Genomic DNA, 14,065 nt, shown 5'->3' with positions numbered 1-14,065 from the left:
TATGGAGGGAACTATGAAGGGAAATATCCTTATAGTAGAAGATGAGGTAAAGTTAGCTCGTTACCTTGAGTTAGAATTAAATTATGAAGGCTATACAATTGAAAAATCAGGTAATGGTAAAGAAGCTCTTACGCTTGCTATTGAAAATAATTACGATTTGATTTTGCTGGATATAATGCTACCAGGTCTTAGCGGTATGGAAGTCCTTAGACGACTTCGTGAATTAAAAGATACACCAGTAATAATGCTTACGGCTAGAGACGAAACTTTTGAAAAAGTAAGTGGATTAGATCTCGGCGCTGATGATTATGTAACTAAGCCATTTGAGATCGAGGAACTTTTAGCTAGAATAAGAGTTATTTTAAAGAGAAAAAAATCTTATGTAGAGGAAAGCAACACTCTTACACTTGGAAACTTAAGTATAGATCTTGATAAGTACATAGTTGAATATCAAGACGATGTAATTGAACTTACAAAGAGAGAGTTCGATTTACTTAAGTACTTAGTTGAAAATAAAGACAGAGTATTATCGAGAGATATTATTTTAGAAAAAGTCTGGGGCTTTGACTACTACGGTGATACCAATATTGTCGATGTGTACATTAGATATCTTAGAAGTAAAATAGATGATAGATACAGTGAGAAATTTATTTACACAGTTAGAGGGGTTGGATATGTGATAAAGTATGAAGAATAAACATAAATTTGACGATATAAAGTTTAAAAAGGAATCTAGTAAAGCTTCTGTTGTATTCAAATTCATAGGAAGAGAAATTAAACAATTGGCTAGTAATGCCTACCAATCGATGCTTGAAAGATTCAGACTATCTATAGTATTAAAATTAAATATTATGTATTTTTTTAGAATGTTTAGCGTTTTTATAACTCTAAATTTGTTAATGGCTGTAGCGACAAGTGCATTTGTAATCGCAAGAACAGAACAAAGCTTAGATAAACAGCTTAACTCTTACTCAAACTATATAATTGAAGAGAAAATAACTTCAAGTAAAAGTGTAAAGAAAGATACTAAAAAAGTACTCAGTTTGTTGAATAGATACGATTCAAACAATGTTAGTATTTACGACAATAAAAATAAACTTATCTATAAGAATAGCACTATTAAGGGAGAGAAAGTTGGCAAATCCCACAAAGTGTACAAAAATAGATATTTAGATATCTACAAAGATACAAATAATAAATACAATATAAACTTCTTCTTTAAAAGAAATTTATCTATTAACTACAAGCTTGAGGAAACAGTAAAAGTTGGCAAAAATAATATTCAAGTAGATATGTCGTACGACCTTACTGAAGATGTGTGGCTAATAGGTTCTCTAATACTTGTCTTATTTGTTATTGAAGGTGTTATTACACTTATTTCACTTATAAAAGTATCTATTAAAACAAAAAAAATACTGAGACCTATTGACGATATGAATAGAACCGTTAAGGATATTACTATCAATAATATAGATACTAGACTAAATATCTTAGGATCACAAAATGAACTTAAAGATCTAGCAAACACATTTAACGGTATGTTAGATAGAATTCAAGAATCCTATGAAACACAAAATCAATTTGTTTCAGATGCGTCACACGAACTTAGAACTCCACTTACGGTTATACAAGGTTACGCTAGGATGCTTAACCGCTGGGGTAAAGACGACAAAGCAGTATTAGATGAATCGATTACAGCGATTGAATCGGAATCAGAAAATATGAAAGGTCTTATAGAACAGCTTTTGTTCTTAGCCAGAGGAGATAAAAATACTCAGAGGTTTAATAAGGACATGTTTAAATTAAACGACCTTATTGATAACTTAGTTAAAGAAAGCAACCTAATAGATGAAGGAAGACATAATATAAAATCTGATTTAAATGAACCTATAAATATAAATGCCGATAGAAACCTACTTAAAGAAGCACTTCGAGTGTTTGTAGATAACAGCATCAAGTACACTAAGTACGGCGGTGAAATAACTCTATCTTCTTATGCAACTGATAATAAAGCAACTATTGTTATTAAAGACACAGGTATAGGTATGTCTAAAGAAGATCTTCCAAAGATTTTCGATAGGTTCTATAGAGCCGATAAATCTAGAACTAGAGAAACTGGAGGCACAGGTCTTGGATTAGCAATTGCAAAGTGGATTATTACTAGACACGGCGGTACAATCGATGTAACTAGTAAAATAGACGTTGGTACCACATTTATGTTAAAGATACCACTTGAGTAATTTTGCTTTAGGAAATAAAATATATTGTAAACATTACAGGGAATCTAAATCATTTTAGATTAATAAGTTTTTGAGCAGTAAAAACTTATTAATCTAACAGATCTAGATTTCCTATTTATTTATACAGGTTTTATTTTGTATTGAAGTTAATTATCTTTATTGCAATAAAAATAATTTTATTTTTTGTACGCAAGTTATTCCAATAGTTTGACAGTTATTTATTACTTTTTTCTACTTACTTGGGTTTTTTATACAGATTTATTTGATATAATGTATTAATAGGATCACAACTAAAAACAGGTGTCGTTTCCATATTAAGTTTCAACCTTCTATGAAAGGAAGTGTCTATATGGAAATAGTTATTTTAAGTATGTTAGCATTTATTGCTAGTATTCTATTTGCCATAAATAAGGTTCTAATACAAATAGATTTATTGCTTGGTAACTATATGGAAATAGATGATAAGATACAAAAAATAAAGAAACACCCGAAAGGCCATTCGGATGTCTCTGACATTGATTAAGTTTTTTATCATATAAGAAGCGACACCTAACGATCAATTAGTTGTGATCCTTTTACTATTATATTCATTTCTTATATTAAGTATACATCTAAATAACATACTAGTCAATTCATCTTTACATTAATTTACATTGATTTACATTATGTCTTATCTAACGATCATGTTCAATACAACTTTATGATGAATTATCATTCATATGGCCTTTGTCTTATATTTAGATAATGCTTTCTATTCATTAAGATACTAATCCCATGTACATTTTAATTAGCTTAACTTAGTGTGTCACTTTCAATATAATTTAGATTTTTTCTTAGTTCAGATGCAATACTCCAATTAATAATCCCACTTTCAAACAAACTCTGTATAGTATGTCTCTCTATTTGTAGAGAAATTACTTCTATTTTTTTCTTTTCACCTTTATCAACTCTTCTTATTATAGGTCTTCTAGACATCAATTTTATACCTTTATAGTACTCAATTACTTTGTTGTATATTTTTTCATTGTCTTCGTTTTTATTATCTATTAGGTACTCTATTATATAATCCGCATTAATAGCATGTGTGTCTTGTATTGCTATCATTCTAGTTTTCTCTTCAGAAGTTGTAACTTTTTTTCTTCGTTTATAAAGCATCAACATCCTAAACAGTCTTCTAAATCCCATAGATGCTGCTGTTGCCAAAGATTCTATCCTAATTTTATTCTCGAGTATGCTTTCACAATCGAACGCTACATCTTCATCGATCTCTTTTTCTTCTAATAATCTATGTGTATTCTCAATTTCTTTTTTAAAACATTTTATAAGCAATTTTTTTTCTTCTTTGCTTCTAATTTCCCAACTTTTATAATACGTATTTCCTCTTTCAATTTGACTGATTTGATACTTGTACTCTGCAATGGCCATACCTACATATGGATTATCCGATTCTTTAGACTTTAGTGTCTCTATAGTTTCTCTCCACACTCTTATTTGAGCCTTCTTAAGCTTCTCTGAGTAATCATATTCTTCTGAAGTATCCTTTTTTGCTAACAATGGCAGTATAAATGTTGCAATCAAAAGCGTTACCAGCATTACTCCAACTGCCAAAAATAAAATTAAGTCTCTATTAGGAAACGGATTACCATTGTTCAGAGTCAGCGGAATAGAAAGAATCGTTGCAAGCGTAACAGAGCCCCTAACTCCAGATAGCGAAGTTAAGAGTGCATCGAACCAGTTTACTTTTATACTGTCCTCACTCGATTTATCACCAATACTGTACATAAATAATACCCAAATAAATCTAAGAAATAAGAGCACAAATGATATAATTAGAATATATAAAATGGCAACAGAGGTATTGATTGAAGCTTCTAGATAAGCTGTTTTAATTATGTTAGGTAGTTGAAGACCTACTATCATAAATACAAATCCATTTAAGATATAAACAAGCACCGACCATGTATTTTCAGATACTTCTTTAAGCCTTGCGTTATTCATTTTTGGTTTTTTAATAGACATTGAATATACCATTCCAGCAGCTACTACAGCCAGTACTCCCGAAACTTTAAATACCTCTTCTGAAATTAGATAAACTACAAATGGTGTTAATATTTGAAGTAGTACTTCTACAGTCAAATCCTCCATTCCAAGATTATTTATCCATTTTTCAAAATAAATAAGAAACATCTCTAAAATTAAACCTACAATTACTCCTCCTATTGCAACCAAAAAGAAATTCTCAGTTGCATTAAAAATCGAAAATGTACCCGTAAGTGCTGCTGTAAGCGCAAATTTAAAACATACGATGCCTGAAGCATCGTTCATAAGACCCTCTCCCTCTATTATGTGAACCACTTTGTTGGGAAGGTCAATTTTTTTAGAAAGCGCACTAACTGCAACATAATCGGTAGGTGATAAAGCTGCTGCAAGCGCAAATGCAGCTGCTAATGAAATTGGTGGAACCAGCCAGTTTATAAGTATTCCAACTATAAATACCGTTGCAAATACCAATGCCAATGCCATTAACAGTATATTTTTTCTTTCATTCCAAAGTGATCTCTTATCGGCACGTTTTCCATCGTAAAAAAGAAGTGGAGCGATAAACATCAACAAAAATGTATGTGGATCGAGTTCTATGTTAAACATCGGATTTATTATTACAATAATCGCACCCATAACGATCTGTATTATAGGAATTGATAAATATGGTAAAAATCTACTTATCACGTTTGAAAGCAGTATACAAATTAACAGAATTAAAATATATGTAAAAATAGATACTCCTCCTTTAAATTGCGCAACAATATATATTTATATTCTTGTACATTATTTATAAAATCATACATATATTTTACCATATATTGACCTTAAATTACTTTATTGTCACTATTTTGTTTTAATACCATAAAAAATAAAGTTTTGTATACAATTTCTAATTTTATTATTGTTGAAATAAAAAAGATTATACAAGATAGTACACTAATGTACCTTACTTTGTATAGATCTCTTAAATTATCCCTTAAATATTTCTACAATTAATGCCAGTTAAATAAAACTATACAAAATACTATTGATACTACAATTAAAATTCCATTTTCTATCTTTTGATTTCGTGTAAAGTCTAAACTAGATATATTTTTCATAAATCTTGCTAATCCTGCGATGATTGCTACAGGTAATATCCAGTTTATATACAACTGCATCTGCATAGGTTTCATTGAATCAAGATAAGGGTTACTTGCAAAACTAATTAAAACTGCCAAAATGTTTATTATAACAATTGATCCCGCCGCACTTATAGCAAAATTAGTCTTTTGTAGAGGATTCAGACCACTCTTATCTCTCTTTTTAACCTTATTTATTATACTTCTTCTTCTTCTATTCCCTCCTCTATAACAGTCGTGTTGCTATATATTTATTATAGGATCTTATTTGTTCATTTTTCTTACTCATTTCTTACAAAACTCTTTCTTTATTTTTACTGTATTTTCAATAATAATAAAGTTGGATACTTATTATATAAATCAACAATTTTTTGCACAAAAAAACACAGAGATTAATGTATATATGCTGTAGTATATACAAACATTAATCTCTGTATTCTTGTATTCTAAGGGACTATTTTCAATAATTACTCCTTTAATAATTACAATTTTGGCAAATCATTATTGTCATAATTATTATTTTCGTAGTTATTATTATTGTCATAGCTATTATTACTGTCATAGCTATTAACTTCATTTTTACTTAAATTAGGACTGTTGCTGTAATTCGGTCTGTTAGCATAGTTGTTATTGTTATTAACATTACCATAGTTTGAAGTATTGTTATTATTATAACCTCTATCATTTATTTGATTGTTTCCATAATTATTCCCTTGATTATTTCTAAGTATATCAACTATCTCTAATTGGCTCTTAGTCTGAATTGCACTATTTTCCAATAACTCTGCTATTGCTTTTAATGAATAGCATAATACTAGACCAATAATTATTAATAGAACGGCCACCATAAATCCTGTAATTGGATCTGATTCATCGTAATAGTAGCTATCATACGACAGTGAAAATACAAATATCAAAACTCCGATTATAGAGTATCCTATCCCTATAATTAACCCTAAAGTATTTAAAATTCTTGCTGTTTTATTTTCCATAATAATCTCTCCTAAAAATATTTATTCTAGTCTCCAGCGTTTGAAACAGATATTGTATCCATATATTCATCTAATTTGCGGTATCTATCTGGCTCTGGTTTTTGTGAATAGGATCCTATTAAATATAAAGCAATTAAAATTACTACTACAATAATTGCTGCTATAATACTATTCTTTTTCACGTTCTTTGATTTTGAAGCTTTTATTTCATCCCTCAATTTATCAAGTTTGTTATGATTATGCTTCTTATAACTTTCCCTGGTTTCCCTTGTATCGTTATCTATGGTTCCTTTGTCTATTTTTAGATTTATATTTACGTTTTGACCGCGATCACTGTATTGATCTTGATTTTTTCCTTGGTATCGATCTTCTCTTTGATCTTGATCTAAGTTTGAATATTGCCTATTTTTACCATAATCTATTTCATTATTATCGCATATATGATCGTCCTCTTGATAATTCGGGTTATTTATTGGAGTTGAGATTTCATTATTTATATACTCAATAAAACTCAAATCGCTATAGACTATCTTTTCTAAAAATATTTTAATTTTTCTAGTCTTAGTGCTGGTTAAAATTATAGGATTATCGTCTCCAAAAAAATCTCCTGGGTATACATTAATATAATTATAATTATGTCCTATTTTTTCGCTTACTTTTATACAGTCTTCATCGTAACTTTCAATGCTTAAAAATACTTCCTTTATATTTATATTAGATATATTTTGAAATTTTAGTTGCAACAAAAGATTTCCGTTTAAATTATCCTGAGTAATAGCTCCTCTAGTAATTTTAACTCCCCAGTCTTTATAGCTGATTTCATGTTGTATATATTTAAGTATCTCATATCTAGCCCTTACCATAAAATACCCCCCTGCTGAATAATAATTTCACTATAATATTTCTTTCGCTCAAATATACTAATATTATACATAATTTGCACTTATATTTATAGCTATTACACAAATTTGATTTAAAGCTTACCTTTGATTATCTTAAGTTTAAATAGCTTTTAATTTAATCCCATTTATCAAATGAATAAATAAATCGTATTTATGCTATAATTTATCTGTACGAGTAAAATTATTTACTCAAATAATTTCAATGCGAGGTAGATATGAAACTTTCAATTATTATTACATTAATTTCATTTTTTTTGTTCTTCATATCCTATAAAAAGGAACCTCGAAGAATAGTAAACGGACTTTTATTCAATATCTTTTTATTCTTTGCACTTATATCAATAGGAATAATATCTTACACTATACCAAATTTACAAATAATTTTAGTACTTATGGTACTTGTATTCTTGTTTATCGCTATTTTTGGTTTAATGATATTAATTACATTTTGCCTAATCAATGCACGAATCGTTATGAAAAAAGAAAGCAAAAAATTATCAAATTTACTTACTCTATTTTTAGGTGTAGGACTACTTTGTTATCTATTATTAAGAGGGTTTATGCCTCACAAAATCTGGGGGATAAATAGTGGGATGTTTGTAGCTTGGATTGACTTAATTTTAGTTTACTACTTTTTTAGTGTATTTAACTTCTTATCAATATCTTTGATATATTTATTCAACAAGCCAAAACTTAATCAAGATTACATAATTGTACTTGGAAGTAGATTGATCGGTGAAAGGGTTCCACCTCTATTAGCTAGCAGGATTGATAGAGCTATTGAGTTCTACAAAAAACAAGAAGTGGTAAGAACACCTCCTAAAATTGTATTTTCTGGTGGTCAAGGAAGTGACGAAGATATCCCCGAGGCATTGGGTATGCAGAGGTACGCTGTTTATAAGGGAATCCCTATTGAAAATACTCTACTAGAAGATAAATCCGTCAGCACATATGAAAATATGAAGTTTTCTAAATATATTATGGATAAAAAAGATATCGAAAACTACAACAGCGTATTTGTTACAAATAATTACCATCTATTTAGAGCTAGCTTATTCGCCAAGATGGCTGGGCTTAGAAGTCAAGGGATAGGTTCCAAAACTGCTTTTTATTTTCTACCAAATGCTTTTATTAGAGAATATATTGCTATAGCTGTTATGAATAAGAAAAGACATATAATAGTTGTTTCTTGTATCGTTGGAACTAGCTTGTTGATCTCTATTTTTGATATAGTGATGAGGCATATGGTGTAATCTATAATCACTATTTTAGATCAACTTATTTTAAATAATATAAAAAAATAAGGCTATATAGTTTTAAAATGTACCCTTTTAAAAGGATGTTTATTTCTACTTATATAGCCTTATTTTTATATTATTTTTACATCTTACTTCTTAGCTCCTCTTACCAATATTTATATACTTTACGAAGAGCCTTCAATATTTAAATTTATTTATTTATCTACTTACTTATCTATTACTTTCTACCAACTCTCTTTACAAACTCTCCGTATCCAGGTGTTCCAACAAAGTCTCCATTGTCGTATACAAGGTTTCCACGTACAAACGTTTTAACTGGATATCCGTGAAGTTTCTTGCCTTCCCAAATAGTATGGTCGTAATCAGAGTGCATTGTATCAACTGTTACAGTAAAATCTTTATCTTTGTCGTAAATAACTATATCAGCATCTTTTCCAACAACAAGAGCTCCTTTATCGCTACATCCGAAAATCTTAGCTGGATTAGTTGAACAAAGTTCTACAGCTCTACTAAAACTCAACTTTCCATCATTCGCAGCTGCAAGCATGTATGGATAAAGATTTTCAACACCTGCGCATCCATTTGGTATCTTAGTAAAGTCGTCTTTACCCCAATCTTTTTCGTAGCTTTGGAATGGGCAGTGATCAGTTGCAACTGTATCTATTGCTCCTATATTAATTGCATGCCAAAGAGCATCTTGACTCTCTTGACCCTTCATTGGTGGCGAACATACAAAGTTTCTTCCATCTTCTCTCTTGTATACATCGCAAGTGAATTCAAGGTATTGAGGGCATGTTTCTATGTAAATCTCAGCGCCTTCATGTTTTGCATTAATAGCAGCTTCTAGACCTTCTTTATCAGCCATATGCACTAAGTAAAGTGGAGCGTCAATTGACTTAGCCCAGTGAACAGCACGTTTATCTGCTTCTGCTTCTACAAACTCAGGTCTACTTAAATAGTGGTACCATGCAGAAGTCTTTCCTTCTTTAAGGAAGTTTTCAATATTCATATCTATAACATCTGGATTTTCGGCATGGATATTAGTTATCGCTCCTGTCTCTTTGGCTTTTAGTAGAACTCTAACCAATGTTGCATCATCTACCATCATTCCTTCTTTTTTATAAACTAAGAAACATTTAAAACTTGGAATTCCATATGCAACTGCATCTGCAAATTCATCTAAAATAGATCCGCCATTTAAATCTGTAATACAGCAATGGAAAGCATAATCTACACAGGCCTCTGGATCACACATATCTTTTCTAGCTTGAACTGTTTCGATAAGCCCGCTTCCTTTTCTCTGCATTGGATAATCAAAGACTGTTGTAACTCCTCCACATGCTGCGGCTCTAGTACCCGCCAAATATCCATCAGCAGATACAGTACCACCAAAAGGCATTGCTAAATGTGTATGAGCATCTATAGCTCCTGGAAGAACAAGTTTTCCAGAGGCATCTACAACTTTTGCTCCATCACATGTGATATCTGCTCCGATTTCATATATCTTTCCATCTTTTACGCCTATATCCGCTTTGTACATATCTGTAGCAGTAACTAGTGTTCCATTTTTGATAATTAGATCCATATCATTACCTCCAATAAAGTTTAGAATTAACTACTTCTTATCCACATCTAAAACTGTTTGGAGTAGTACATTTGCACCTTTCCAGCAGTTTTCTACAGGAGTGTATTCTATTTCACAGTGGCTGTGTCCGCCAACACTAGGAACAAATATCATAGTAGTAGGAAGAACGTCTGCCATATACTGAGCGTCATGACCGGGACCGCTGTATAATCTCGTATTGCTGTATCCATACTCTTTAGCATTTTTCTCTACAAAGTCGACTAATTCAGTATTGAATGGTGTAGTTTTTCTTCTCCAATTCAACTTAAAGCCAGCTTCACATTTCTCAACTTCTTTAGGTATTCTCTCCACAACTTCCACAACTTGTTGTATAACATCGGGATTTTGATGTCTCGCATCTAATGAGAAACTGACATCATCTGGAATAACTGTATGTATTCCAGGTTTAACATCCATTCTACCTGTAGTGTAGACTAAATTGCTGTCGAGTTTATCAAGTTCATCGTGTAAGTATTGAATAATCTTACATGCTGCATAAAGAGCATCTTTTCTGTAAGGCATTGGAGTAGTTCCTGCATGGCCTGATTGACCTTTAAAGAATATTTCGTAGTTAACCATACCTACAACACCTTCTACTGTACCTATATCTATCTTTTTGTCCTCTAGAACAGGGCCTTGTTCAATATGCAGCTCTAAAAGCGCTTTATAGTTATCTGATGTCATACGATTTGATTCATCGCCCTTGTACCCACTAGCTTCTAAGGCTTCTGCAAATGTAGTACCTTTTTTATCTGCTGATGCCAACATATCGGCTTTATCGAATTTTCCACTTATAACTCCTGAAGACATAAGAGCAGGTTCAAAACGAGCACCTTCTTCATTTGTCCAAACTACTACAGTTATAGGATGACGGTGTTGAATTTTTTCAGCTACTATAGTTTCAGCTACTTCCATAGCAGTAAGCACACCTAAAACTCCGTCGTAGTTTCCACCTTGAATTACTGAATCCAGGTGAGATCCCATAGCTATTGCAGGTAACTCTTCTTCGCCGGGTATAGTGGCGTAGATATTTGCCATATCATCTGTTTTTATTTCCATACCAAGGGCTTTGCATCTCTTGCAAAGTTCGTCTCTTGCTTGTATTGCTTCTGGCGACATCGATAATCTAGTAATTCCACCTTTACCTGTATCACCAAATTTACTAAAGGTAACTATTTTGTCTTCCATTCTTTCTTTACTGCAAGTTATCATGCTAAGCACCGCCTTTTTAAAGATTATTTTAATTCTAGCCGTAAATTTCTTGAAGCTTTACATCTTTAGCTTCTCTTCCCTCTTTAAACTTAACTTCGCCTGGAGTTATACATCCCTGTACGGGACAGACATTTAGGCATAAGTGGCAACCAACACAGTTGTCGTTGATCTTAGGTTCTCTCTTCTCAGAATCCCAGTCAATCGCCTGATGTCCTGCATCAAAGCAAGATACATAACATCTACCGCATTCAACGCATTTATCATCATCTATCTTAGGAACAACCATAAAATCTCTATCTAGATTTTCTGCTGGAATGATGTTAGGAAGCGCAGCCCCTACTAAATCCTCTAGCTTATCAACTCCTTGTTCTTCCATGTAGTAAGATAGACCACTTATCATATCCTTTACTATTCTGTATCCATACTGCATAACGCTTGTAGTTACTTGTAGATTTGATGATCCAACTAGTATAAACTCTAGCGCATCTTGCCAAGTTTCTATTCCTCCAATTCCGCTTATCGGAGTGTCTTTAGTTTCAGGATGAGTAGCTAAATTGGCTACAAATCTAAGTGCGATTGGCTTTACAGCCGCTCCTGAATACCCTGATATAGAAGATTTTCCATTTACAACTGGCATCGCAGTCATATTGCCTAGCTCAATATTTGTAATTGACTTAACTGTGTTTATAGCAGATATCGCTTTTGCTCCACCTTTTATTGCTGCAATTGCTGGAACCTCCATATTACCTATGTTTGGAGTCATTTTAGCAACTACTGGTAGATGAGTTTGGCTTACAACAGCCTTTGTGTATTTGTAAACTAAGTCTGGATCTTGACCTACATCAGATCCCATAGCACTTGTAGTCATCTGTGGACATGAGAAGTTGCACTCTATAATATCTGCACCAGCTTCAGTAACTAGTCTAGATAATGTCTCCCACTCCTCTACAGTACTTCCCATAATACTTACAGCCATTACCTTAGTTGGGTAATCTTTTTTAAGTCTGGATATGTACTCTAAGTTAACTTCAAGAGGTTTATCTGAAATCTGCTCCATATTTTTAAATCCAGTCCATACAGTAGATTCTTTGCTAGTTATATCAAAACGAGGGGAACATTCATCAGCTATAAATATACCAACTGTTTTATAAAAAACTCCGCCCCAACCTTCATCAAATGCTTTTGCTATCATGTCATAGTTGCTACATACAGGAGAAGAGGATAAGAAAAAAGGATTTTCGCATTTGACACCTAAAAATTCTATAGATAAATCTTTTTTACTAGCCATATACTTTTACCTCCTTTTTACTTAAATACTTTTCAATCTCTGATGCAGCCACCTTGCCTTCTGCAACAGCCTGAACTACAGTATCACCAGAGTTTATTAAATCTCCAGATGCAAATACACCGTCTTCAACCTCAAAGTCTTTAAATTCAGAACTGACCTCTTGTCCAATTGCTACTACTAAAGTGTCAGCCTTTATATTAAGTTCTGAGTACTCATCTCTAGATTTAAAATTAAGACCAACAAGCTTACCACCTTCAGATATTGTTTTTTCTGGTCTAAAAGGAGTTATTATAGATACACCCATTTTTTGAACTATATCTAATTCGTCAATATTGGCAGGAGCTTCAGCTATACTTCTTCTGTATACAATAGATACATTTTTAGCCCCTATTTGTTTAGCTGTCATAGCACAATCCATGGCAACATCTCCACCACCGATAACTACGACATAATCGCCTATATCTATTTTTCCATCGCTTTCTCTTGCATCTTTTAAAAACTCAAGAGCACTTCTAACACCTGTTACATTGTAATCTATATTGCTTTCATCTACCTTTTTAGATTCTGAAAGACCAACACCTACATGAACAGCATCAAAATCGCCTTTAAGCTCTTCTATACCTTTTTTACCATCTATTTTTTTGTTCATCACAAAATTTACACCTATAGATTTGATTTTTTCAATATCGTAGTCTACAAGCTCTCTATTAATTCTAGATGGATTTATTCCATATGTAAGAATTCCTCCGATTTTGTCCTCAGCTTCAAATACAGTTACATCGTAGCCTTTTAATGCAAGCTCAGCAGCACAAGTAAGCGAAGCAGGACCTGAACCTATACATGCTACTTTTTGATCTTTCTTCTCTTCTGGAGATTTTAATATTGCCATATCAAATAATTTTTCTTGCTCTACAGCGAACTCTTGTAATTTCCCTATTTTTATAGGTTTATCAATTCCCGTTCTGCTGCAAGCTCCCTCACATAATTTATCGTGTGGGCAAATCAGGCTACAGCTCCCTCCTAGAACATTATTTGTCCTAATAGTTTCTGCTGCACCTTTAACATTTTTAAATCTTATTGATTGAATAAAACTTCCTGGATCAGTTTCTGCTGGACAGCTTTTACTACATGGTGCATCGTGACACAATAGGCAACGTGATGCTTCTTCCATTGCTGTCCTAGTGTTGAATTTCTCAGTCAAAGACTCTTTGTACTTTAGTTCTAATACTTTTGACATTCTAATCCCCCTTATTATAAGATTTTTTCTATATCTTAAAATATAGGATCTGTCCTAAAAAAATATTACTAAATAAAAAAATAAGCAAATTCACCACAAAACATTTTACTGTTAATTGACAGTTCCTAAAATTATAGATAGCAACTA

12 protein-coding genes are annotated in these 14,065 nt (G+C 32.0%); 4 read left to right on the top strand and 8 right to left on the bottom strand.

The annotated features are described in order from the left end of the window. Positions 1-13 precede the first annotated feature (13 nt). The 3 genes from J2Z43_RS07665 to J2Z43_RS07655 all read left to right on the top strand — a co-directional run bounded on the left by J2Z43_RS07665 (position 14) and on the right by J2Z43_RS07655 (position 2,763). Positions 14-697 (top strand): response regulator transcription factor, encoded by a 684-nt coding sequence (locus J2Z43_RS07665; protein WP_209456638.1) that lies wholly within the window; start codon positions 14-16, stop codon positions 695-697. Then, a complete protein-coding gene (locus J2Z43_RS07660) occupies positions 687-2,240 on the top strand; it encodes a sensor histidine kinase (RefSeq protein WP_234926153.1) in 1,554 nt (517 codons plus the stop codon). The genes J2Z43_RS07665 and J2Z43_RS07660 overlap by 11 nt, the downstream gene beginning before the upstream one ends. A gap of 331 nt (positions 2,241-2,571) precedes the next feature. Next, positions 2,572-2,763 (top strand): hypothetical protein, encoded by a 192-nt coding sequence (locus J2Z43_RS07655; RefSeq protein WP_209456637.1) that lies wholly within the window; start codon positions 2,572-2,574, stop codon positions 2,761-2,763. A 269-nt stretch (positions 2,764-3,032) separates the two neighbouring features. On the opposite strand, the gene J2Z43_RS07650 is transcribed toward J2Z43_RS07655, so the two are convergent. From J2Z43_RS07650 to J2Z43_RS07635, 4 genes are all read right to left on the bottom strand, one after another. Beyond that, the gene (locus J2Z43_RS07650; RefSeq protein ID WP_268828402.1) at positions 3,033-4,994 is read right to left on the bottom strand and encodes a Na+/H+ antiporter; all 1,962 of its coding nucleotides are present in this window, start codon (positions 4,992-4,994) and stop codon (positions 3,033-3,035) included. A 281-nt stretch (positions 4,995-5,275) separates the two neighbouring features. Further along, entirely contained in the window at positions 5,276-5,503 is a 228-nt protein-coding gene (locus J2Z43_RS07645) for a hypothetical protein (protein ID WP_209456636.1), read from the bottom strand. A 383-nt stretch (positions 5,504-5,886) separates the two neighbouring features. Beyond that, positions 5,887-6,396: a hypothetical protein gene (locus J2Z43_RS07640; protein ID WP_209456635.1), complete on the bottom strand. Its 510-nt coding sequence runs from the start codon at positions 6,394-6,396 to the stop codon at positions 5,887-5,889. A gap of 26 nt (positions 6,397-6,422) precedes the next feature. Then, positions 6,423-7,259, bottom strand: a complete 837-nt coding sequence (locus J2Z43_RS07635) for a hypothetical protein (protein ID WP_209456634.1) — start codon at positions 7,257-7,259, stop codon at positions 6,423-6,425. Positions 7,260-7,513: 254 nt separating this feature from the next. Here J2Z43_RS07635 and J2Z43_RS07630 point away from each other — a divergent pair, with 254 nt between their 5' ends. Continuing rightward, entirely contained in the window at positions 7,514-8,551 is a 1,038-nt protein-coding gene (locus J2Z43_RS07630; RefSeq protein WP_209456633.1) for a YdcF family protein, read from the top strand. A gap of 223 nt (positions 8,552-8,774) precedes the next feature. Here J2Z43_RS07630 and hydA read toward each other — a convergent pair whose 3' ends face one another. The 4 genes from hydA to J2Z43_RS07610 are packed head-to-tail and all read right to left on the bottom strand — an operon-like array spanning position 8,775 to position 13,918. After that, complete coding sequence (gene hydA, locus J2Z43_RS07625; protein WP_209456632.1) at positions 8,775-10,142, bottom strand: dihydropyrimidinase; 1,368 nt, start codon at positions 10,140-10,142, stop codon at positions 8,775-8,777. Between the two features lie 30 nt (positions 10,143-10,172). Continuing rightward, positions 10,173-11,393, bottom strand: a complete 1,221-nt coding sequence (locus J2Z43_RS07620; RefSeq protein WP_209456631.1) for a Zn-dependent hydrolase — start codon at positions 11,391-11,393, stop codon at positions 10,173-10,175. Between the two features lie 34 nt (positions 11,394-11,427). After that, entirely contained in the window at positions 11,428-12,681 is a 1,254-nt protein-coding gene (gene preA / locus J2Z43_RS07615; RefSeq protein ID WP_209456630.1) for an NAD-dependent dihydropyrimidine dehydrogenase subunit PreA, read from the bottom strand. Then, entirely contained in the window at positions 12,674-13,918 is a 1,245-nt protein-coding gene (locus J2Z43_RS07610; protein ID WP_209456629.1) for an FAD-dependent oxidoreductase, read from the bottom strand. Before J2Z43_RS07610 ends, preA begins: the two co-directional genes overlap by 8 nt. Between the last annotated feature and the right edge of the window lie 147 nt (positions 13,919-14,065).

Origin of the sequence: Metaclostridioides mangenotii (assembly GCF_017873185.1) — a bacterium.
Classification (GTDB): domain Bacteria; phylum Bacillota; class Clostridia; order Peptostreptococcales; family Peptostreptococcaceae; genus Metaclostridioides; species Metaclostridioides mangenotii.
This window is presented reverse-complemented; position numbering and strand designations above follow the sequence as displayed.

Coding starts and splice junctions, on each gene's coding strand:
- preA (WP_209456630.1), bottom strand. CDS start 12,681: ATGGCTAGTAAAAAAGATTTATCTATAGAATTTTTAGGTGTCAAATGC.
- J2Z43_RS07620 (WP_209456631.1), bottom strand. CDS start 11,393: ATGATAACTTGCAGTAAAGAAAGAATGGAAGACAAAATAGTTACCTTT.
- J2Z43_RS07660 (WP_234926153.1), top strand. CDS start 687: ATGAAGAATAAACATAAATTTGACGATATAAAGTTTAAAAAGGAATCT.
- hydA (WP_209456632.1), bottom strand. CDS start 10,142: ATGGATCTAATTATCAAAAATGGAACACTAGTTACTGCTACAGATATG.
- J2Z43_RS07635 (WP_209456634.1), bottom strand. CDS start 7,259: ATGGTAAGGGCTAGATATGAGATACTTAAATATATACAACATGAAATC.
- J2Z43_RS07640 (WP_209456635.1), bottom strand. CDS start 6,396: ATGGAAAATAAAACAGCAAGAATTTTAAATACTTTAGGGTTAATTATA.
- J2Z43_RS07655 (WP_209456637.1), top strand. CDS start 2,572: ATGAAAGGAAGTGTCTATATGGAAATAGTTATTTTAAGTATGTTAGCA.
- J2Z43_RS07630 (WP_209456633.1), top strand. CDS start 7,514: ATGAAACTTTCAATTATTATTACATTAATTTCATTTTTTTTGTTCTTC.
- J2Z43_RS07665 (WP_209456638.1), top strand. CDS start 14: ATGAAGGGAAATATCCTTATAGTAGAAGATGAGGTAAAGTTAGCTCGT.
- J2Z43_RS07610 (WP_209456629.1), bottom strand. CDS start 13,918: ATGTCAAAAGTATTAGAACTAAAGTACAAAGAGTCTTTGACTGAGAAA.